The organism is Paraphotobacterium marinum (assembly GCF_002216855.1).
Taxonomy (GTDB): domain Bacteria; phylum Pseudomonadota; class Gammaproteobacteria; order Enterobacterales; family Vibrionaceae; genus Paraphotobacterium; species Paraphotobacterium marinum.
In genome coordinates, this window is sequence record NZ_CP022355.1 from 160,436 (window position 1) to 181,609 (window position 21,174).

Annotated in this window: 19 protein-coding genes, 1 tRNA gene and 2 pseudogenes; 7 read left to right on the forward strand and 15 right to left on the reverse strand. The window is 30.0% G+C overall.

The window, feature by feature from the left end:
- Window position 1: 1 nt before the first annotated feature.
- The 11 genes and pseudogenes from galU to CF386_RS00910 all read right to left on the reverse strand — a co-directional run bounded on the left by galU (window position 2) and on the right by CF386_RS00910 (window position 10,308).
- Entirely contained in the window at window positions 2-889 is an 888-nt protein-coding gene (galU, locus tag CF386_RS00860; RefSeq protein WP_089072645.1) for a UTP--glucose-1-phosphate uridylyltransferase GalU, read from the reverse strand.
- A 22-nt stretch (window positions 890-911) separates the two neighbouring features.
- Entirely contained in the window at window positions 912-1,928 is a 1,017-nt protein-coding gene (locus tag CF386_RS00865) for a response regulator (protein ID WP_089072646.1), read from the reverse strand.
- Window positions 1,929-1,942: 14 nt separating this feature from the next.
- Window positions 1,943-3,460, reverse strand: coding sequence for an amidophosphoribosyltransferase (gene purF / locus CF386_RS00870; protein WP_089072647.1), 1,518 nt, complete (start codon window positions 3,458-3,460; stop codon window positions 1,943-1,945).
- 19 nt (window positions 3,461-3,479) lie between these two features.
- Complete coding sequence (locus tag CF386_RS00875) at window positions 3,480-3,977, reverse strand: CvpA family protein (RefSeq protein WP_089072648.1); 498 nt, start codon at window positions 3,975-3,977, stop codon at window positions 3,480-3,482.
- Window positions 3,978-4,009: 32 nt separating this feature from the next.
- Window positions 4,010-4,342 (reverse strand): glutamate ligase domain-containing protein, encoded by a 333-nt coding sequence (locus CF386_RS00880; protein WP_089072649.1) that lies wholly within the window; start codon window positions 4,340-4,342, stop codon window positions 4,010-4,012.
- Window positions 4,336-5,265, reverse strand: a complete 930-nt coding sequence (locus tag CF386_RS00885; protein WP_089072650.1) for a bifunctional folylpolyglutamate synthase/dihydrofolate synthase — start codon at window positions 5,263-5,265, stop codon at window positions 4,336-4,338. Before CF386_RS00885 ends, CF386_RS00880 begins: the two co-directional genes overlap by 7 nt.
- 9 nt (window positions 5,266-5,274) lie before the next feature.
- Window positions 5,275-6,114, reverse strand: a pseudogene (accD, locus tag CF386_RS00890) (acetyl-CoA carboxylase, carboxyltransferase subunit beta); the annotation flags it as partial.
- Between the two features lie 65 nt (window positions 6,115-6,179).
- Window positions 6,180-6,962 carry a tRNA pseudouridine(38-40) synthase TruA gene (gene truA / locus CF386_RS00895; RefSeq protein WP_089072652.1) on the reverse strand — a complete coding sequence of 261 codons (783 nt, stop codon included), beginning with the start codon at window positions 6,960-6,962 and terminating at the stop codon, window positions 6,180-6,182.
- A gap of 57 nt (window positions 6,963-7,019) precedes the next feature.
- Window positions 7,020-8,117, reverse strand: a complete 1,098-nt coding sequence (locus CF386_RS00900) for a FimV/HubP family polar landmark protein (protein WP_089072653.1) — start codon at window positions 8,115-8,117, stop codon at window positions 7,020-7,022.
- A 33-nt stretch (window positions 8,118-8,150) separates the two neighbouring features.
- Window positions 8,151-9,164 (reverse strand): aspartate-semialdehyde dehydrogenase, encoded by a 1,014-nt coding sequence (locus CF386_RS00905; protein ID WP_089072654.1) that lies wholly within the window; start codon window positions 9,162-9,164, stop codon window positions 8,151-8,153.
- Window positions 9,157-10,308: a 4-phosphoerythronate dehydrogenase gene (locus CF386_RS00910; RefSeq protein ID WP_158522264.1), complete on the reverse strand. Its 1,152-nt coding sequence runs from the start codon at window positions 10,306-10,308 to the stop codon at window positions 9,157-9,159. The genes CF386_RS00905 and CF386_RS00910 overlap by 8 nt, the downstream gene beginning before the upstream one ends.
- A 97-nt stretch (window positions 10,309-10,405) precedes the next feature.
- On the opposite strand from CF386_RS00910, the gene mnmC reads away from it, so the two are divergent.
- Both mnmC and CF386_RS00920 read left to right on the forward strand, forming a co-directional pair.
- Window positions 10,406-12,385 carry a bifunctional tRNA (5-methylaminomethyl-2-thiouridine)(34)-methyltransferase MnmD/FAD-dependent 5-carboxymethylaminomethyl-2-thiouridine(34) oxidoreductase MnmC gene (gene mnmC, locus CF386_RS00915; protein ID WP_089072656.1) on the forward strand — a complete coding sequence of 660 codons (1,980 nt, stop codon included), beginning with the start codon at window positions 10,406-10,408 and terminating at the stop codon, window positions 12,383-12,385.
- A 114-nt stretch (window positions 12,386-12,499) separates the two neighbouring features.
- Window positions 12,500-13,138, forward strand: coding sequence for a trimeric intracellular cation channel family protein (locus CF386_RS00920; protein ID WP_089072657.1), 639 nt, complete (start codon window positions 12,500-12,502; stop codon window positions 13,136-13,138).
- Between the two features lie 225 nt (window positions 13,139-13,363).
- Here the strand turns inward: CF386_RS00920 and aroC are convergent, their stop codons facing one another.
- The 3 genes and pseudogenes from aroC to CF386_RS00935 all read right to left on the reverse strand — a co-directional run.
- The gene (gene aroC / locus CF386_RS00925) at window positions 13,364-14,425 is read right to left on the reverse strand and encodes a chorismate synthase (RefSeq protein ID WP_089072658.1); all 1,062 of its coding nucleotides are present in this window, start codon (window positions 14,423-14,425) and stop codon (window positions 13,364-13,366) included.
- Window positions 14,415-15,362 (reverse strand): 50S ribosomal protein L3 N(5)-glutamine methyltransferase, encoded by a 948-nt coding sequence (gene prmB, locus CF386_RS00930; protein WP_089072659.1) that lies wholly within the window; start codon window positions 15,360-15,362, stop codon window positions 14,415-14,417. The genes aroC and prmB overlap by 11 nt, the downstream gene beginning before the upstream one ends.
- Window positions 15,363-15,381: 19 nt before the next feature.
- Window positions 15,382-16,089: pseudogene (locus CF386_RS00935) on the reverse strand (pseudouridine synthase); the annotation flags it as partial.
- 165 nt (window positions 16,090-16,254) lie between these two features.
- Here CF386_RS00935 and CF386_RS00940 point away from each other — a divergent pair.
- From CF386_RS00940 to CF386_RS00960, 5 genes are all read left to right on the forward strand, one after another.
- Window positions 16,255-16,339: transfer RNA gene (locus CF386_RS00940), tRNA-Tyr, on the forward strand.
- Between the two features lie 42 nt (window positions 16,340-16,381).
- Window positions 16,382-17,188: an exodeoxyribonuclease III gene (gene xthA / locus CF386_RS00945; protein ID WP_089072661.1), complete on the forward strand. Its 807-nt coding sequence runs from the start codon at window positions 16,382-16,384 to the stop codon at window positions 17,186-17,188.
- 21 nt (window positions 17,189-17,209) lie between these two features.
- Window positions 17,210-18,940: a 30S ribosomal protein S12 methylthiotransferase accessory factor YcaO gene (gene ycaO / locus CF386_RS00950; protein ID WP_225971704.1), complete on the forward strand. Its 1,731-nt coding sequence runs from the start codon at window positions 17,210-17,212 to the stop codon at window positions 18,938-18,940.
- Window positions 18,934-19,833, forward strand: coding sequence for a VirK/YbjX family protein (locus tag CF386_RS00955; protein ID WP_089072663.1), 900 nt, complete (start codon window positions 18,934-18,936; stop codon window positions 19,831-19,833). The genes ycaO and CF386_RS00955 overlap by 7 nt, the downstream gene beginning before the upstream one ends.
- 3 nt (window positions 19,834-19,836) lie before the next feature.
- Window positions 19,837-20,655 (forward strand): putative RNA methyltransferase, encoded by an 819-nt coding sequence (locus CF386_RS00960; RefSeq protein WP_089072664.1) that lies wholly within the window; start codon window positions 19,837-19,839, stop codon window positions 20,653-20,655.
- Here the strand turns inward: CF386_RS00960 and yfbV are convergent.
- Entirely contained in the window at window positions 20,638-21,081 is a 444-nt protein-coding gene (gene yfbV, locus CF386_RS00965) for a terminus macrodomain insulation protein YfbV (RefSeq protein WP_089072665.1), read from the reverse strand. The genes CF386_RS00960 and yfbV overlap by 18 nt on opposite strands.
- Window positions 21,082-21,174 lie beyond the last annotated feature (93 nt).

Below are 21,174 nucleotides of genomic sequence, written 5' to 3' on the forward strand. Positions count from 1 at the left end.
ATTAAGAATTTTTTAATGAATTTTGAAGAGCATTTTTAAATTTATTTCCCAAGCTAGGATGTTTTAAAGCATACTCTATATTTGCAGCAAAATATCCTGCTTTATCACCACAATCAAAACTATTACCTATCAATTTATATGCATGTATTTCATGAGTAGTTAGTAACACTTTAATAGCATCTGTCAGTTGAATTTCATCACCAGCTCCGACAGGTGTATGTTCTAAAATGTTTAAAATTTCAGCAGGTAATATGTATCTACCAACAATTGATAAATTTGAAGGTGCCTTATCTACTGGAGGCTTTTCAATTAAATCATTAACAATACAATTACTATTATTATTTAGACCCACAATTCCATATTTTTCAACTTCAGAATACTCTACTGGTTCTACCATTATTTGAGGTATACCCTTTGCATTATATAAAGATACCATTTCCGATAAATTTTCTTTTAACAAATCACAATTATATTTATTGATTAAAACGTCTGGTAAAACAACAGCAAAAGGGTTATTTTTAACCAAATTTTTAGCACACAAAATAGCATGCCCTAGTCCCTTTGCGTGACCTTGTCTTACAGACATAATTGTTAAGTCCTGAGGCTTTATTGTCTGTATTTCTGATAGTATCTGTCTTTTTACTCTTTTCTCTAAAGTAGTTTCTAGTTCAAAAGATAAGTCGAAATGATCTTCAATTGCATTTTTTGAAGAATGTGTAACAAAAATAATATTTCTGATACCCGCGGCGTAGCATTCTTCAACAATATATTGTATCAGTGGAATATCAACTACTGGTAACATTTCTTTTGGAATTGCTTTAGTTGCTGGGAGCATTCTTGTACCTAATCCTGCAACAGGTATAACAGCAGTATCAATTTTTTTGTTCATAGTAAGTTCTCAAATTTATATTCTAATTTAGCTCAATATTAATTTTACACAGCTTTGCACCTGTGTTAAATGTCATAGACCAGTTTTTTAAATCTTGTCTTAATTGAAGATTGCTATATATGTATCCTCTACTGGCCTTAATGTTGCTCAACTCCTTAAGACCATTTGTTTCAAAATTAATACCATTAGAAAATAATTTTACTTCATAAGATTGAAAGTTTATAAAACCAATAACCGTTTTGAATTTTTTAGAGTCATTCAGTGTTTTAATATGTAAGCTTTGTTGCTCAATAAATTTATCTATTCCAGAAAGTAAATCTGATTCATTTCTAGATAAAGAATTATAAAGAGATTTTGAAATTAAAACATTTGAATAATTTTTTTCTGTAATTATAGTAATAAAAAATGAAACTTCTCCGTTTTGATGCCAATTATAGTCATATAGAAGAGGTATTGAGTCAACTGTATGTAAATAATTAAAATTAAAATTTACTTTACCAAAATTTGATTGATGTTTAGGCATTAAATTTCTAATGAGATTATTTGCAAAATCTGGATGTTCATTAAGATAATCAACATGTTTTTCTAATTCTTTTAATTCAGATATATCATTTAGAATTGGCCAAGATAACGCTCCATCAAAATCATTAGATGAACGCTCGAGAGTTACTAAGATAGCATCACTAAGTTTAGACAAATCACGGATAGGCTTTATAAAGAAATCTTTAACACCGAACTTTAGAACTGTAGCCACATTATTTAAGTTATCAGTTCCGGAAATAATTATAACTGGCAACATAGGGTATTGAATAGATACTTCTTCTGTCATCTCAATACCATCAAGTAAAGGCATAGCAAGATCGCTGATTAAAATATTCGGAATACTTTCTCTTATTTTAATAAGTCCATCTAATCCATCATATGATAACCTAACCTTTGCTCCCATAGAAATTAAATAATCCGACAAGATTTTTGCAAAAATCTTGTCGTCTTCAATTATCAAAATATCTATGCCTACTAAGCTTTTATTGTTATCCATAAAAATTAATATATTTAATTAGATTCATTATAAAGTTCAATATTTGCTAAATTAATAGAAATCTCTTTTTGTTGAACCGAATCATCATTCCTTAATTGATCGATATAAGATAAATAATCTTTAGTGACATCATTTGTTATATAATTTCCATTAAATACTGAACATTCAAAGTTTTCTATATGATCACTCTCATTTTTAACCGCTTCAATCAAATCATTTAACTTTTGAAAAATTAAACCATCTGCACCAATTAAATTACTTATTTCATCAAGATTTCGATCGTGTGCAATTAATTCATTAGCACTAGGCATATCTATACCATAAACATTTGGGTATCTTATTTCTGGAGAAGCTGAAGCCAAATATACTTTTTTGGCTCCTGCTTCTCTAGCCATTTCTATAATTTGTTGAGATGTTGTTCCTCTTACAATAGAATCATCAACTAAAAGGACATTTTTATTATTAAACTCCGATTGAATGGCATTTAATTTTCGACGCACAGATTTCTTCCTTAATTGCTGGCCTGGCATTATAAATGTCCTTCCAACATATCTATTTTTGACGAAACCCTGACGGTATGGCTTATCTAAGACCTGTGCAATTGCTAAAGCACTATCGCAAGATGTCTCTGGAATAGGTATGACTACATCTATTTCAAGATCTTTGAATTTCTCTTTAATATGCTCCCCTAGCTTATAACCCATGTTCACTCTTGCGCTATATACAGATATACCATCTATAACCGAATCAGGTCTAGCAAAATAAACATACTCAAAAATACAAGGGGATAACTCAGTTTTTGGTGCGCATATTTTAGAATGGAAAGTGCCATCATTTTCAATATATATCGCTTCACCAGGTTGAACATCACGCTCAAAATTAAACCCAACAGCATCAAGAGCCACAGACTCAGAAGCAACCATATATTCGATAACTCCGTTAACTTCTCTTTTACCCAAACATAATGGTCTAATACCAAATGGATCTCTAAAAGCAACAAGGCCCTTATTAATAATTAATGATACAACTGTATATGCACCTTTTATAACTTTGTTTAAATCAGTGACGGCGTCAAATACTTCTGTTGCCTCTAATTTATTTTCAGATCTTTTTTCTAAGAAATAGGCAAAAACATTTAATAATATTTCAGAATCAGAAGTTGTATTCACATGTCTTTTAGCTTCGTCTAATAATAAATTTTTAAGCTCCAAAGCATTAGTCAAATTTCCATTGTGAGCAAGGCTTATTCCATATGGAGAGTTAACATAAAAAGGCTGTGATTCTGCTGCGCTGGAATTTCCTGCGGTAGGATATCTAACATGACCAATTCCGATATTACCCTGCAGTCGTTGCATATGTTTCGCTTGGAAAACATCACAAACTAATCCATTAGCCTTCCTCAATCTAAAGAACCCTTTATCAATTGTCATTATTCCAGCAGCATCTTGACCACGATGTTGCAAAACTATTAAAGCATCATAAAGAGATTGATTTACCGGAGTGTTTCCAGTAATTCCAACTATACCGCACATGAAATATATTCCTCACTTATTACAAATTTTTTGTGTTTGAGCCCAGTTCACTTGACTGGTGAAAAAAATTTTCTAACCATTTAATAATACCATCAAAATGTGGTAATAATATTGAATTTTTAATGTCGGAAGAATGAGCTAGATCAGCAAATTTGTCAACAAATATTACTAAAATCGATACAAATAGGACACCCCTAACAATACCAAATATTACTCCCAAAAAACAATCCATACTTGATAGCCCTGAAGAAGCAACAAAATTTTTTAGTACATATCCTATTAACATCCCAACAAAAATTATACAAAAAAATACAATAGCCATTGATACAAAAGTTTTTAAAGCTTGATTATCAATACTTGTCATATAAGGTAAAATCAAATCATAATATTTAAATGCAAAATAAAAGGCCAGTACCCATGTTAGTAATGATAAAGTTTCTCTAATAAAGCCTCTAAAAACAGCAAATACAATTGATAGTGCAATTATAAAAATAATTGTATAATCAATCCAGTTCATATTATACCTCTATAAGATTTATTTAAAACACATCAAAAAGATCTTAAAATATCACCCACTGTGAAAAATGAACCAAAACAAATAATAAGATCTTCGGGCTTACACATTTGAGTAAGCTCTGTGTAATTCTGAAAAATATTCCCATCATTTAAGGTAATATTCACCATTTTATTTGACGGTAAAAACTTTGATATTTCTTGCTTGCTAGCTCCCCTATCAACATAATTTAACGAAACCGGCAACCAAAAGTCGACATGTGGGTTGATTTCATTAATAACGGATTCTATATCTTTATCTTTTAGCATACCTATAAGAGCATATGTTTTTCCATTTTTTTTATATTTTGATATATTTTGTGCTAACAAAGAGGCTGATTTATGATTATGAGCCACATCAAGAATAACATCAGGGTTTTTCTTAATAGCTGAAAACGGCCAGGTAATTGAGCTTTTAATATACCTCTAATGATATCTTTGTTTTGAAGTTGAGGGGCAAGCACTATTGAAGCCATTATAGCTGAATAGGCATTTTCAAGATGGAGTTTGGGTAGTTCTCTGAAAAAAATCTTTCGGTCCTGAGTTTCCCATTCAAATTGATTCATATTAATTAATTTTCCATGAAAGTCCCTTTCTGCTTGATAAATATCACAACCTAAAGCCTTTGCTCTCTCATTAATAATATTTGGCAAAAGAGGCTCTCCTAAAATTACAGGAGATTTTTCTTTTATAATCCCGGCTTTTTCAAAAGCAATTTGTTCAATGGTATTACCCAACCAATCAGTATGGTCTAACGAGACATTCGTGATAATAGATAAATCTGAATCAAGTATATTTGTGGCATCTAGTCTACCTCCTAACCCCACTTCAACAAAGGCATAGTCTAAATCAAGCTCACTCATAACCAAAAATGCTGATAATGTAGTGAATTCAAAAAAGGAAAGCGGAACATCAGCTCTATGGGATTCAATAATTTTAAAGGCACGAATCATACAATCGTTAGTGATATTTTTACCGTTTATACGAAGTCGTTCATTAAAATCAACAAGATGAGGTGAACTATAAACAGCTACTTTTTTATCAAGATTTAAAAAAACAGATTCTAAAAAAGCACAAGTGGAACCCTTACCATTGGTTCCACCCACTAAAACAACTTTTTTTGCTAACGGTTGAAGACAAAGTTTTCTATAAACAACTGAAATTCTATCAAGACCTAGATCAATTTCACTTGCAGTTAAGGTTTGAATATAACTCAGCCACTCATTATAATTCATAGCATCGAATTTATTCATATAAAACTAGTAATCCATCAACTTAGATAAAATATTATGAATTTTAGTACGCATATCTTTTCTTGAAACAATCATGTCTATTGCACCATGTTCAAGCAAGAACTCACTTTTTTGAAATCCTTCCGGTAATGTTTCTCTAACAGTATCTTCTATCACACGTTTGCCAGCAAAACCAATTAAGGCATTTGGTTCAGCAATAATTACATCTCCCAACATGGCAAGACTTGCAGAGACACCACCATAAGTTGGATCTGTCAAAACAGATATAAATGGTAAATTTTCATTTGACAATTTTTCAAGAACTGCACTTGTTCTTGCCATTTGCATCAATGAAGCGACTCCTTCTTGCATTCTTGCACCACCGGATGCTGAAAAACATATAAACGGACACCTTTTTTCTATAGCATATTCTGCAGCTTTAACGAATTTAGCGCCTACAACAGAACCCATTGAACCGCCAATAAAACTAAACTCAAATGCAGAGACAACAACTGGATGCGAATTTAAATTACCTGTAAAACTTAACAAAGCATCTTTTTCACCGGTTGATTTCTGCATGGAACTAATGCGATCTTTATATTTCTTGGTATCTCTAAATTTTAAGCCATCTACGGCTTGAAGATCAGAATTTAATTCATTTAAAGTTCCTTTATCGAGAAAACTTGTAATTCTGTCACGAGCTTTAATTCTCATATGATGTCCACATTTAGGGCATACATATAAATTTTTTTCTAAATCTTCTTGATACAGTACTTGTTCACATGAAGAACATTTTGTCCAAACCCCTTCCGGAATTGATGCTTTTCTGGAAGATACAATATTATTTTTAATTTTTTCAAGCCAGCTCATTATTGACCTTTTTGTTATTTTTTAAATATTTAATATATTCGTCAATTATATAGCATTTTATATAATTACGAAAACCCTAAGGGAATAATTAATTCAGAACTTATACCAAATTCTTCAGGATATTCTACTCCCACCAAATATAATCCATTAGGCTTTGCAGTAACACCTGCCTTGTTTCTATCTTTAACTCTAAGTAATGAGTTAAACCATTCAATTTTCTGTAAACCTTTACCTACGTCTATAAGACTACCAACAATATTTCTAACCATATGATGTAAAAAAGCATTAGCCGTAATGTTAATAATCACATATTCTCCTTGCCTCTTAACAGAAATTTTCTGTATATTTCTGAATGAAGAGTTGGATTGGCAAGATGATGCTCTGAATGAACTAAAGTCATTTTCACCTAACAAAAGTTGTGATGCATCATGCATTTTAGTTTCATCCAATTTTTCATGAACATGAGTAAAACCTTTATTCCAAATAGATGGCCTCAGTTCACCATTGTAGATTATATAGGCATAGCTCCTGTTCAAAGCTGAAAATCTGGCATGAAAATTATCTGGTACAATTTGAGCCCATTTCACAGAACAATGAGGAGATAAGTGACTATTAACACCAAGTGACCATGATCTGGCACTTCTAGAATATGTTGAATCAAAATGAATCACTTGAAAAGTAGCGTGGACTCCTGTATCGGTTCTTCCAGCACAAAATACTTCTATTTTTTCATTTCCAATTAAAGAAATAGCTTGCTCTAAATCTTCTTGGACTGAACGACAGTGCTTTTGCTTTTGAAAACCACAGAAAGTACTTCCATCATATTCTATACCTAAAGCATAACGCATAGATTTACCATATTATATAAATAAGCAAAACACGATATCATTAAACCTCAATTAATTTCAATCTATTTTTTTTAGCAGGTCCAATGCTTCCTTTTTATAGATGTCATTATTAGATTTAATGACATCTGATAAAAGTTCAACAGCAGCTCCTTTATCTTTTAACTCAATGTACATTTTAGCCAAATCTAACAAGTGTAAAATATCTCCATCATCGTCAACATCACATGCTTGTATGCTTGGTAAAATATCTGATAAAGAGTTTTTTACTTTTTTAAAGTTTTCATTTTTCTTATTATCGCTAAGAATTACGTCTTCTGAAGAAACTGCTTGGGTAAAATCGGATTGAAAGTCATCAATTTGTATTACTTTTTCATTTTTTATGTTATGAAGTTCTGTTTTTACATTAGCATCTGATAAATTCGATTTATTAAAAATATCAATATTGTGTTCCTTTTGAACATCATACTTTGATCTATCTTTATTTATATCTGAGATATTATTGTTTTTATTAAAAGGTGCTTCAGGATAGTGTTCATCTTCCTTTTTTCCTGAAAAAGAAGGAAATGTTTCATCATTTTGTTCACTTATCTCACCAACATCAAAAGATATTTTCTGATTTTCAGTATTTTGATCTTTATTGTTTTTATTAAAAGATGCTTCAGGATAATGTTTATCTTTCCCTTTTCTAGAAAAAGAAGGAAATGTTTCATCATTTTGTTCACTTATATCACCAACATCAAAAGATATTTTCTGATTTTCAGTATTTTGATCATTAGGAACAATGCTTCTATGCTTCTGATTTATATCAAATAAATTTTGATTAGTAAAAACTTCTGGCACAATTAGCTCTTCTCGATTATCAAAATGAATATTGACGTTATTTTTTAATCTTTCATTATTAACTTGCTTAACGCCTTCGGTCACGAATGATGGCTCAAAATTTTGTTGCATACTAGGAATAACATGTTGTTCGTTCGTTTTTTTTTCCTTTCTGTTTTGTTTATTATTTTCAGCTGAGCGCGTTGGAAGAAGCAATAATAATATAATCAAAATAATGGAAATAACCAAAATCCCTAATAAAGTAATTGATATAAAATCATGGTTCCCTTCAAATAATGATTTAATCCAGTTTAAAAATTGTATAAAAAATTCCAAAATTTTCACCTTACTATTAAATAAAATAAATTATTAAAGGTATTGATTTATCAATAACTCAGCTATTTGAACACTATTTGTAGCAGCGCCCTTTCTAATGTTATCTGCTACTACCCATAGGTTTAATCCATTTTCATTATCTAAATCCTTTCTGAGTCTACCTACCATAACTAGGTCTTGATTTGCTCCATGCGTAACTTGCGTTGGGAACTCATCATCTTCAAAAAATTTAATGTACTGCGAATCTCTCATTAAATCTTTAACCTGTTCTATATCAAAAGGATAGTTCGTTTCAATATTTACTGACTCTGAATGACCAAAAAAAACAGGAACACGAACACAAGTTGCATTTACAGAAATTTCAAAGTCATTTAATATCTTTTTGGTTTCCCAAACCATTTTCATTTCTTCTTTGGTATACCCATTTTCCATAAAAACATCGATTTGAGGAATACAATTGAATGCAATTTGGTCAGAAAAAACATTTTTTTCTAGTTCCTTTGAGTTCAATAAATTTGCTGTCTGACCAGCTAATTCGTTTATGGCACTTTTTCCAGCTCCTGAAACTGATTGATATGTAGAAACATTAATTTTGTCTATCCCATATAAATCATAAATTGGTTTTAAGGCAACTAACATTTGTATAGTAGAACAATTGGGATTAGCTATAATATTTTTGTTTGTATATGCTGACATATCTTCAGGATTTACTTCAGGGATAATTAAGGGAACTTGATCATCGTATCGAAATTGAGAAGTATTATCTATAACCACAACGTTATTCATAGCAGCAATGGGTGCCCATTTTTCTGAAACTGAACCACCGGCAGAAAAAATGGCAATTTCAGCTTTATTCCAATCAAACTCTTCTACATTTTCAACTCTGATAGACTTACCTTTAAACTGTAGAGTTTTTCCCGCACTATTTTTAGATGCAAGCAAAAATAAATTTTGTACTGGGAAATTTCTTTCCTCTAACACCTCTATTATCATTTCACCAACAGCACCAGTAGCACCTAAAATAGCAATATTATATTCTTTAGTCATATTCTAATACCGTAAACCCTAATTTCTTTAATTTATTTATATCTTGACTTTTCTTTAAACCCCTAACACAAATTGAACTAAATTCCCTTCGTTGAGCATAGTTTTTTCTGAAAAGGTCAAACTCTTTACCGATATCATTTTTAGATTTAGTAATACAAAGAGTTTTTGAAAAATCTGAACTTTCTTTTTCAACATTATACGCAAATTCAATTAATTGCATAATCTTTTTATTATTCACTTCACCATCAATAAAAAAATCTTTTTTAACAGTGGGCAACAACTCACAAAATTCATATTTCTTATCGTAACCAAAATATCCGCAAAAATCATCATAAATCATCCACGAACCTTTAATTTTCCCCTCTACTGAATAACCCGCAATATGAGGAGTAAATAAGTCTACATAAGAAAGTATTTTTTTATTTATGAAGGGCTCGTTTTCAAAAACATCTAAAGTTAAATGAAATTTGTTTTTTATGTCTCCACCTAAGAAAGCACCTTCGTCAATTACATCTCCTCTAGAAGCGTTTATTAGAATTGTATTTGCTTTAAGATTATTTAGACGATTCAAATCAAATAAATGGTATGAAGAAAATTTAGTGTCATGAATTAAAGAACAATGAAGACTTATAATATCAGCATTCTCACAAATATATTCAATATCACAAAACTCTCTATGATCTCCTTTTTTTTCTATAAGAGGATCACAAATAAGAACATTTAAGTTTAGTGTTTTTAAAAGACCGTAAAGATATGAACCAACATTACCCATCCCAACTAACCCAATAACTTTATCAGTGAAATTGAAGTTATATTTTTTTCCATAATACATAATTACTGCCAGGACATATTCAGAAACAGCTATTTTATTTGATCCAGGTGCTGAAAAAAAGGCGATGTTTTTACTCATCAAGTAATTTATATCAATATGATCAATACCCGCCGTACAACTTCCAACAAATTTTATTTTTTTAGCATACCGCAATAAATTTTCATCGACTTTAGTTACTGATCTTACAAGTAATACATCAATATTTTTTAGATCTTCGGCTTTTATATTTCTCCCTGGTTTGAAAGTAACTTCTCCATAATCTTCAAATAGCTTTCTTCCATGAACAATATTTTCATCTATTAAAATTTTCATAGAATCAGTCTCCACTGTAATTGACATAAAATTTAAATTATAATCATTGTAACAATATATAAATATTCTAAATAGTTCCTGTAAGAGAATTTACTTAATGAAAGACAAAAATCCTGCAAATATATCTTTTAAAAACTCTAAACCATACTCAAAACAATTTGATGATATTTATTATTCTTATGGAGATGGTGTTGAAGAAAGTAACTTCGTCTTCTTTGATAATAATGACTTACCAAATAAATGGAATTCTTGGAATAAATCTCACTTTGTTATCGGAGAAACTGGTTTTGGTACAGGACTTAATTTTTTACTTGCTCTAAAAAAGTTTAAAGAGTACATAAAACAGAATAATCAAAAAGTTTTGAAAAAGCTTTTCTTTATTAGTTTTGAAAAATATCCTCTTTCACTCAATGATTTAGAGTTAATTTATAAAGATTCAGATCTCAAAGATCTTGCCAGCGAACTAATAGAAAACTATCCCTGTAAAACTAATGGCTGTCATCGACTTAAATTTTTTGATTCAAAAGTAATTTTAGATTTATGGATAGGAGATATTCATGATAGCTTATCGAGTATTTGCAATTTCCAAAATGGCTTTGTTGACACTTGGTTTTTAGATGGTTTTTCTCCAAATAAAAATAAAGATATGTGGAGTAAAGATTTATTTAAAAAACTAAATAGTTTGTCAAACCAACATGCCTCTTTTTCGACCTTTACCGCATCGAGTTTTGTAAGAAGAAACCTTGAAGAATGTAATTTTGAAATTAAAAAAGTTAAGGGGTTTAGAAACAAGCGTGAAATGTTAACTGGAAAAATAAAAAATAAATATATATCAGAAAAGTCTACAAATGAATTTACTTGGCCACTGTTAGAAACTAGAGAAGTGGCTTTAATTGGTGGTGGATTAAGCTCTATACTTTTAGCAAAATTACTCGTTAATAATGGAATTAAAACCACTATTTATACAGAAAACAGTACATTAGCAACTGGTGCATCAGGAAATAGCCAAGGAGTTGTCTATCCCTTAATCAGTCCAAGTAATGACATCCTAACAAATTTCTTTATATCAGCCTTTAGTTTTTCATCGAATGAAATAAAAAGAACATTAAAAAATGATAAAGAGTCTTATAAGACTTGTGGTGTTTTACAAATAGACTGCCCATCCAGAAGTACAAAGAAAATCGAAAATTTTGATTGTGACGAATCTATAAAAATAAATCTCTCTGAAAAACAAACTAACTTAACAACTGGATTAGATATTAATCAAAAAAGCATATTTTATCCCGGTGGATTATGGGTTTCTCCTAAAAATTGGATTGCATCCATTTTATTAAATTTAAAAACAAGTAAATTATTTACTGTCAAATATAATAAAAAAATATCATCTATAGAATATTTAAATCCAAACGATATTAGACTAAAATCTGACAATAACACAAACTTTCATCATGAAGCTTGTATTTTTACTTGTGGTCCATATATAAAAAACTTTTCACAACTAGAAAACATACCCATATGTCCGGTTAGAGGACAGATTTCATTAATCTCACCGAAGTACATAGCCACAAAAGAAGATTCCTATAAAATTCAATACAATAAAATAAATCATGTTCTATGTTACGACGGTTATATAACTCCACCAGATCCAAGATCAGGATATCAATCTTTGGGTGCCTCATATAAAAGAAATAATCTAAACACCAGTTACTCAGAAAAAGAACATTCAGAAAATTTAAATTCAATAATTCAGTCAATTCCAAATGTAAACTGGGACAATTACTTTGAAAATAAAATTAAAGATTATAACGTGGGCATCAGGGCAACATCTCGGGATCATTTTCCATTTATTGGACCTTTATTAAATAATTTACCATACGATAAAAACATAGCTTCTAATTTTTATCCTAACATTTTTCTATTTACTGGTTTAGGCTCTAGAGGGCTTACTTCAGGTCCATTATTAGCTGAAATAATGGTTTCTACAATTCTTGGTGAACCAATACCATGTGAATTAAATCTTCTAAAAAAAATATTTCCCAATAGAAAATGGTTAAAAATGATATCTAAAAATTTATAGATATAATTATCTAATTAATAAAATTAGTTATTTTTATAATTAAAAATAAAATTTTTCATTTTTAATTTAAATTAAAGCATAATATATTAAGTTTTTTTTTCAAATTAATATATTATGACTCTTTTAATTCTTTATATTATTGGAATAGTTTCTGAAGCTATGACAGGTTCTCTTTCTGCGGGTAAAAGAAAAATGGATTGGTTTGGTGTTATTTTAATTGCATCCATAACAAGTCTGGGTGGAGGTACAATTAGAGATATTCTATTAAATCATTATCCATTAACATGGGTTAAACATCCTTATTTTTTAATTTTAACTTGTCTAGCCGGTATATGTGCAACACAGATACCAAACTGGATTACAAAAAATAATAAATTATTTTTAACATTAGATGCAATTGGTTTAATCACATTTACAATTATTGGCTTTCAAATAGCATTAGAGATTGGATGTAGTCCATTAATATGTATAGTATCAGGTTTAATCACTGGTGTATTTGGTGGATTAATGAGGGATATATTAACACAAAACCCTCCGATTGTTCTTTATAGAGAGCTTTATGCATCAGTATCTATTCTTACATCTGGGATTTATTTATTTTTAATTAACACAAAATTAAACCATGATTTAGTTATTATAATTAGTTTTTTTTCAGGTTTAATCATACGTCTACTTGCAATTAAATTTAATTTAAATCTTCCAACTTTTAGCATAAAAGAAATTAATGGTAATTCTAAATTTAAAGATAAATAAATTAGTATACCAAAAGCTATTAATCAGGAAGACTTAAAATATATCTTTCCAGTTTTTTTTCACTTAAGTATGGGCTTGTAATCTTGAGTGACGGTCTTATTTTGAAAAGATAACCTATTAATATACCATGAAAGTTTTCACTCTCTTTACATTTTTAATAAACATATTTTAAGCTATCTTTATACTTTTAAACTCAAACTTCTAATTATGTATAATTTTAGTGATTTATAATTTATTTTGAGCTTTGTGCCTTAAAATATGATCCATTAAGACAATTGCGACCATACTTTCTGCAATTGGAACTGCTCTAATTCCCACACACGGATCATGTCTACCTTTTGTTACAATTGTTTGGGTATTTCCATGTATATCAATAGTTTGCCCTGGTATAGAAATACTTGATGTAGGCTTTAATGCAATATTAAGCAAAATATCTTGTCCACTAGATATACCACCGAGTATTCCCCCTGCATGATTCGACAAAAAACCATCAGGTGTCATTAAGTCCCTATTTCTATCCCCATATTGTTCTATTACAGAAAATCCATCACCTACTTCAACTCCCTTAACGGCATTTATGCTCATCAGTGCATGCGCTAAATCCGCATCAAGTCGATCAAAAACTGGCTCTCCAAGACCTACAGGGACATTTTCAACAATAATTGTATTCTTTGCTCCTACTGAATTACCTTCTTTTTTTAATTTTCTGATTAATAAATCTAACTCTTCCACTTTATCTGGATCAGCACAAAAAAATGGATTCTTATTTATAAATTCTTTTGTTTTTAGATCTAATTTAATGTGTCCCATCTGAGAAAGAAAACCATAAATTTCAATTTGAAAATTATTTCTTAATATTTTTTTTGCAATTGCACCAGCCGCTACTCTCATTGCGGTTTCTCTTGCTGACGAACGACCTCCTCCACGATAATCTCTTATCCCATATTTTTTATAATAGGTAAAATCTGCATGACCTGGCCGAAAAAGATCTTTAATATTAGAATAATCTTTGGATCTCTGATCTTCATTTTCAATCAGAAGCCCTATTGATGTTCCAGTCGTTTTACCATTAAAAACTCCTGATAAAATTTTAATTTTATCGCCTTCTCTTCTTTTGGTTGTGTAATTTGATGTGCCTGGCTTTCTTCTATCAAGTTCTATTTGAATATCGTCCTCACTAATTTCAATATTTGGAGGAACACCATCAACAATACAACCTAAAGAAATACCATGACTTTCTCCAAAAGTTGTAACCTTAAAAATTTGTCCAATAGAATTACCTGCCATCATGTTCCTCACTATATAATTTATTTAGCTCTAAAAATTTTGAAAGCTCATCTTTTTTCATTATAAAAACACCATGCCCACCTTGCTCAAATTCCACCCAATTAAAATTAGTGTTAGGAAATTGATCTAACATATGTACCATTGAATTACCAACCTCACAAATCAGAAGACCATCATCATTAAGGTGTTTTAGTGAGTTTCTTAAAATATTTTTTACTAATTTGAGACCATCTGCGCCTGCTTCTAAAGCAAGACGTGGTTCATGAATAAACTCTTCTGGTAAAGAGTCCATATCTTCTTGATCGACATAAGGAGGATTAGTTAAAATAAGATCGTATTTACTATGACTCAAGTTTTCATACAAATCGGAAATGATTGGAAAAACACGATCTTCTAAATTATAAGCATGAATATTTTCTTCACAAACTTTTATTGCTTCTTCAGAAATGTCAACTAAATCAACTTCTGCATTAGGATACTTTAAGGCTGCTAAAATACCAATACATCCACTTCCTGAACATAAATCTAAGATATTTGATGGATTTATGGCATAGTCAACATCTAATTTTTTTTCAATTATCTCACCTATTGGGGATCTTGGTATTAAAACATGCTCGTTTACAAAGAACTCATGGCCTCTATAAAAAGCTCGATTTGTTAAATACGGTACAGGCACTCTTTCATTAATTCTTTTTATAACTTTCTCAAGAATAAGACTTTTTTCTGTTTTAGTTAATTTTGATGATAAAAAAGAATCAGGTAAATCAAAAGGGAGATTAAGCAAGGAATAAACTAAATACTTAGATTCATCCCAAGGATTATCTGTGCCATGGCCATAGAATAAGTCACTACTATTAAAACGACTAAAAGTCCATCTTACCATATCCATTAGAGTCTCTAATTCATCGACCACTTCATGTATAAAAATTTTATCCATTTTTTATATTTCCTTTATATTCCGGACTATTCTGGGAGTCTAATAATGATAATTGTAACCTCTTTATTTCTTCTTGAGTTAAATTTCTCCAATCACCCTTAGGTAAATCCCCCAAAGTAATATTCATTATTCTTATTCTTTTTAATTTAAAAACTTTATAATTGAGCGTTTCACACATTCTTCTTATTTGACGGTTTAGTCCTTGCTTCAATATAATTTTAAACACATGCGAATTGATTTTTGATATTTTACAAGGTCGAGTAACTGTATTAAGAATATGAACTCCCTTTTTCATTTTTTGTAGAAATTCTTTCGTTATTTCTTTATCTACTCTGACCAAATATTCTTTTTCATGGTTATTGGTAGATCGTAAAATTTTATTTACGATATCGCCATCATTTGTTAGTAATATCAATCCCTCAGAATACTTATCTAACCTACCTATCGGAAAAATTCTTTCATTATGATTTATATGAGAAATCATATTCGTAGAATCTCTTTCATCAGTGGTAGATGTAATACCTCTTGGCTTATTATAAGCAATATAAACTTTTGAAATATTTGAACTAATAAGTTCATCATCTATATAAACTTTATCACCTGTTTTTAAAAGCGTACCCTTTTCAGCTAAGAGGCCATTTATTTTTACCCTACCAGCATCAATTAATTTATCTGCTTCCCTTCTTGAACAAAATCCACTACCACCAATATATTTATTAAGTCTCATGGTAAAAAGTAGTTCCTCAAAAACAAAAAATAATTATGTCTATTCTATCTTATTCGATTTAGTATTAAAATTGATTTTTTTGTGGAAAAAATATCCAAAGAAACAAATATTAAAAAAAAACTGTTTACACATGAAAATTTTTTGATATTATGCTCTTATCAATTTGGAGGGGTTCCCGAGTGGCCAAAGGGATCAGACTGTAAATCTGACGGCACTGCCTTCGAAGGTTCGAATCCTTCCCCCTCCACCATCTTTTTTCTCTTTTTTTCCACTCACTTTGGATTTAGAAATCATGAAAGTTATTAGTTTTAATATCAATGGTATACGAGCTAGACTTCATCAATTAGAAGCTCTAATTAAAAAACATGAGCCTGATGTAATTGGTCTTCAAGAAATCAAAGTTCATAATGACTCTTTTCCCGTAGAAGCCATAGAGAATATGGGATATTATCCTGATTTTAATGGCCAAAAAGCTCATTATGGAGTTGCCTTTTTAAGCAAGAAAAAACCTATAAAATCAATACATAGCTTCCCAAGTGATGATGGCAACGAACAAAAAAGAATAATTATCCATACCTATGATTTTAATGGAAAAGAAGTAACGATTATTAATGGATATTTCCCTCAAGGTGAAAATATTAAACATGAAACCAAATTTCCATTAAAACGAAAATTTTATGCTGATCTCAATAACCACTTAGAAGAATACCATACGGCAAGTGATAACTTGATTGTGATGGGTGATATTAATATTAGTCCTACAAATTTAGATATTGGAATAGGCGAACCAAATGCGAAAAGATGGCTACGTACAGGCAAAACTTCTTTTCAACCTGAAGAAAGAGAATGGTTAGAAAAACTTCAATCTTGGGGCTTATATGATTCCTTTAGAGAAAAATATCCTGATGTGGATGATAAATTCTCTTGGTTTGACTATCGTTCAAAAGGTTTTCTAGATAATCGAGGATTAAGAATAGATGTATTGTTCGTTACTAAATCAATGTTAAATATATTAAATGATTCTGGAATTGATTATGAACTTCGTGGAATAGACAAGCCCTCTGATCATGCTCCTGTTTGGAGTACTTTCAATTTATAATTAATAATTGAGGTTGTTATAATGCAAACTTTTATTGATGGAAAAGAATGTTCACTGGAAGACACAATTTCAAGCTTTAAAGAAAAGTTAAAAAGATATGGGTTCGATATTGAAGAAGTATCATGGCTTAACCCAGCAAAAAATATTTGGTCAGTTCATATCAGAGATAAAGAAGCTCCAATGAACTTTACTAATGGAAAAGGTGCAACCAAAAAAGCAGCTTTAGCTTCTGCTTTAGGAGAGTATTTTGAGAGATTATCTACTAACTATTTTTACGCTGATTACTTTTTAGATTTAGATGAAAGTAATCCCTTTGTTCATTATCCAAATGAAAAGTGGTTCAAAATACCAGAAGACAATATCATTCCTTCTGAAATTTTATCAGAAGAACTTCTCAAGTTTTATGATCCAACACTTGAACTTTTAGCTTCTGATCTTATTGATCTCCAATCAAGTAACATTGAAAAAGGGATATGTTCAATTCCTTTCACAAATATTGTGACGCAAGAAAAAGTTTATTTTCCAGTTAATCTTATTGGTAATTTATATGTATCAAACGGAATGTCAGCAGGAAATTCTATAGAAGAGGCAACTGTTCAAGCACTTTCTGAAATATTTGAAAGGCATATAAAGAACATAATAATCAAAGAGGCCCTGTCATTACCAGAAATTCCACTTAACATCTTAAAAGAATACCCTGATATACTTCAATCTGTCAAAGATATTGAGAGTAAAGGATTTACCTTAAAATGTTTTGATGCATCTCTCGGCGGGAAATATCCAGTAATATGTTCAGTTTTAATTGAAAGGAAGAGTCATACGTGTATTTCTTCATTCGGTTCTCATCCAAAGTTTAAAGTTGCATTAGAAAGAACCGTCACAGAATTGCTCCAAGGAAGAGAGCTGTCGTCAATATCAGCTAATTTATCTGAACCTACATTTAATAAAGAAATTGTATCCGATATTCATAATTTAGAGCTACATTTTATCGATTCAAGTGGGTTGCTTCATTGGAACCTATTCAGCCAAAACGATTCTTTTGATTTCATCCACTGGAATTATGACGGAAATACCGAAGAAGAATTACAAAAACTAATATCAATACTAACTGGAGAAAACTTAAATATTTTCATTGCAGAATATAATCATTTGGATGTGAATTGTTGCAGAGTTATTGTGCCAAGTTGGTCTGAAGTTTATCAACCCGAAGAGTTAATAGAATCAAATAACAACTCTGCTATTTCTTTAAGAGAGACAATTTTTAATTTACCAAACCTTAATTTAAGCTCAACTGAATACGCATCACTTTTTGAACAATTAGAGTCGCTTAATTTTGATGACAATAAGCCAGTTTTTGAGCTACTAGGATTCATTCCTCCTAAAAAATCAAAGTGGAAGGAATTAAGATTGGGCGAACTGAAGGGAATGGTGGCGCTTGCTGGTGGCGATTTATTTCTTGCTAAAGAATATGTTGATTGGTATTTGTCTAATAACTTCTCAACGGACTTAAATATCTATAAGTGTCTAAATGTAATTATCGATATCTATATTAACGACGAAGGGGAAATCAATAATTTTAAAGATGCATTATCTGAATTTTTTGAAACAGAGCTAATTGAAACTTGTATTGATTTAATAACGGGTAAACAGAGGTTTATAAATCTATCCACAATTATTCTAAAAGATCTTCAAGATTATCAACTATTATTAAATTCATATAATAAACTTCAAAGGGCTAAGTTAGAGTGTTAAATAAATCTGATTATCATTTGTTGTTTAGCAAAGTACATGAAAGAGATTCCGGTCTAAGGTTTAAAAAAAAATACCTTAATTTTTTGTTGAGGACTTATCTTTATCGAAAGTCCTTCAATTACCTAAAATCAAACGTGGATAGAACTTTTTTTTATTACAATCCTCATCTACTAGAGAAAATATTTAGGCCCTACTTAAGTTTAAAGAAATCAAATTATGAAAATGCTAAAATAATCTCCTCACATTATGGATATCTGGAAAGTAACTTTAAATATAATGAGTTAAATCTAAAGTTATCTAATGAAGGGATTATACTTTTTGACTTTGAGGTTGATGAGAGACTATACACGACAAAGTTAATTTATGATCCAAAATTTCGAAGAGAAGGAGAACTAACTCTCCAAATACAAGATGATAAATGTGAGCCTATTTACTCATTATCTTTTTGTTTTAATAATTCAGATAACTTAAATATTTTGATCGGCTCTCTTCAGGGACCTGAAAGTTCTCCCAACACTAACGGATTAATAAAAAAGTTAACGAAACAGTTATATGGCCTTAGGCCAAAAGATTTAATGATTAAGGTTTTGATTGGAGTTGCTAACACACTCAATGTAAAGGAAATTTTTGCCATTTCAAATAAATATCATGTGTTTAATACTAATAGATATAAATCTATACATGTTTCTTCAAATTATGATAATCACTGGTCCAGTATTTCTGGTAAAAAAGTTACCGAAGATTTTTTTGTATTACCTAATACCGACTTACGTAAAAATCCTGAAGATATTTCGAGGAATAAAAGAGCTATGTATAGAAAAAGGTATGCGTGGCTAGATCAAATGTATACCGATATTAGAAATAACCTGAAAATGTATTTAAATGAGAATTAAATTTTGACTCTTTACTCATGCCCAATATGTAAACTACCTCTTTATCAATTAAGTAGCAGCCTAAAATGTGATAATGGCCATAACTTTGACTTTGCTAAAGAAGGTTACATTAACCTACTAAAACTTAACAATAAAAAAAGTATCTTGCCTGGTGACAATAAAGATATGATTTCTTCCCGAAGACTTTTTCTAGATTCGGGCCACTTTGACAAAGTTATCTTGGAAATTATCAAAATTATTGAATATTATAAACCGAATCATACAAAAAATATTTTAGATTTAGGTTGTGGAGAAGGCTATTATACAAGTTTTTTTCAAAAAGAATTTAATGATATTAAGTTTTATGGATTGGATATTTCTAAATATGCTATTAAGCTTGCTGCAAAAAAACATAAAAAACCTGTTTTTTTTGTTGCTAGTTCAAAAGATATACCTTTGCAAGAGAAGTCTATAGATGGGATTATCAAAATATGTGCCCCCATGTTTGTAGATGAAATTTCTAAAATCTTAAAAGAGGAACATATAATTGTATCTGTGTCTCCAGGCAATAATCATTTAATTGAAATTAGAAATTTGTTATATAAATCCATCAGAAATAATACAGAAAAATTAAATAAAATAGTGGATGTGGATTTAATTCATACTAAGGAAGTTAAGCTAGATATGTCATTGAATCCAAAAGAACTTCAAAACCTGATTAACATGACTCCATTTAAATGGAAAATAAACAATAAATTAGAAAAGTTGCTCATGTCAAATAATATGTTTAATTGCACTGCACATTTTAAAATTGAAGTGCTAAAATTAAAACCATCTCTTTAACATATCTTTGTCTAAATTTTGACAAGCGCACTTAAGAATCAAACCTAAATCTTTATACGTTAAATTTCCATTATTTTTAGAGAAATGATAGCCCTGCTGAGTTAATTTATTTGCTATGTCTCTATACCATTCAATCAATGAGTTAGGAAGCCTCTTTTCACTTCTATGAGCTAACCAAATTAAACCTTGACAAGGAATTAATAATGAGATGATGGACGTTAAAACCAATACACTTATGTTTATATCATCCCTGAAATAAAAAGCCATGCATATTGATAAAATTGCCACTCCAGGCATACTCTTCAGAGCAAATTTAGTTGCAATTATAACTCTGATGTCAGGAAAAATTCCAGCTAATTCTTTTCTCAGTGGCCACTTATCTAGATAAGATAATCCTGTACTTAACTTACTTATAAAATTTCTCAAAAACTATACTCTAATGAAGATGAAAATAAGATTTTTTATTATTTATCTGTTATATTATACTCGTTTAATAAATAAAAAAAATTGCTATCTTTT

Coding starts and splice junctions, on each gene's coding strand:
- galU (WP_089072645.1), bottom strand. CDS start 889: ATGAACAAAAAAATTGATACTGCTGTTATACCTGTTGCAGGATTAGGT.
- CF386_RS00865 (WP_089072646.1), bottom strand. CDS start 1,928: ATGGATAACAATAAAAGCTTAGTAGGCATAGATATTTTGATAATTGAA.
- purF (WP_089072647.1), bottom strand. CDS start 3,460: ATGTGCGGTATAGTTGGAATTACTGGAAACACTCCGGTAAATCAATCT.
- CF386_RS00875 (WP_089072648.1), bottom strand. CDS start 3,977: ATGAACTGGATTGATTATACAATTATTTTTATAATTGCACTATCAATT.
- CF386_RS00885 (WP_089072650.1), bottom strand. CDS start 5,265: ATGAATAAATTCGATGCTATGAATTATAATGAGTGGCTGAGTTATATT.
- truA (WP_089072652.1), bottom strand. CDS start 6,962: ATGCGTTATGCTTTAGGTATAGAATATGATGGAAGTACTTTCTGTGGT.
- CF386_RS00905 (WP_089072654.1), bottom strand. CDS start 9,164: ATGACTAAAGAATATAATATTGCTATTTTAGGTGCTACTGGTGCTGTT.
- CF386_RS00910 (WP_158522264.1), bottom strand. CDS start 10,308: ATGAAAATTTTAATAGATGAAAATATTGTTCATGGAAGAAAGCTATTT.
- mnmC (WP_089072656.1), top strand. CDS start 10,406: ATGAAAGACAAAAATCCTGCAAATATATCTTTTAAAAACTCTAAACCA.
- CF386_RS00920 (WP_089072657.1), top strand. CDS start 12,500: ATGACTCTTTTAATTCTTTATATTATTGGAATAGTTTCTGAAGCTATG.
- aroC (WP_089072658.1), bottom strand. CDS start 14,425: ATGGCAGGTAATTCTATTGGACAAATTTTTAAGGTTACAACTTTTGGA.
- prmB (WP_089072659.1), bottom strand. CDS start 15,362: ATGGATAAAATTTTTATACATGAAGTGGTCGATGAATTAGAGACTCTA.
- xthA (WP_089072661.1), top strand. CDS start 16,382: ATGAAAGTTATTAGTTTTAATATCAATGGTATACGAGCTAGACTTCAT.
- ycaO (WP_225971704.1), top strand. CDS start 17,210: ATGCAAACTTTTATTGATGGAAAAGAATGTTCACTGGAAGACACAATT.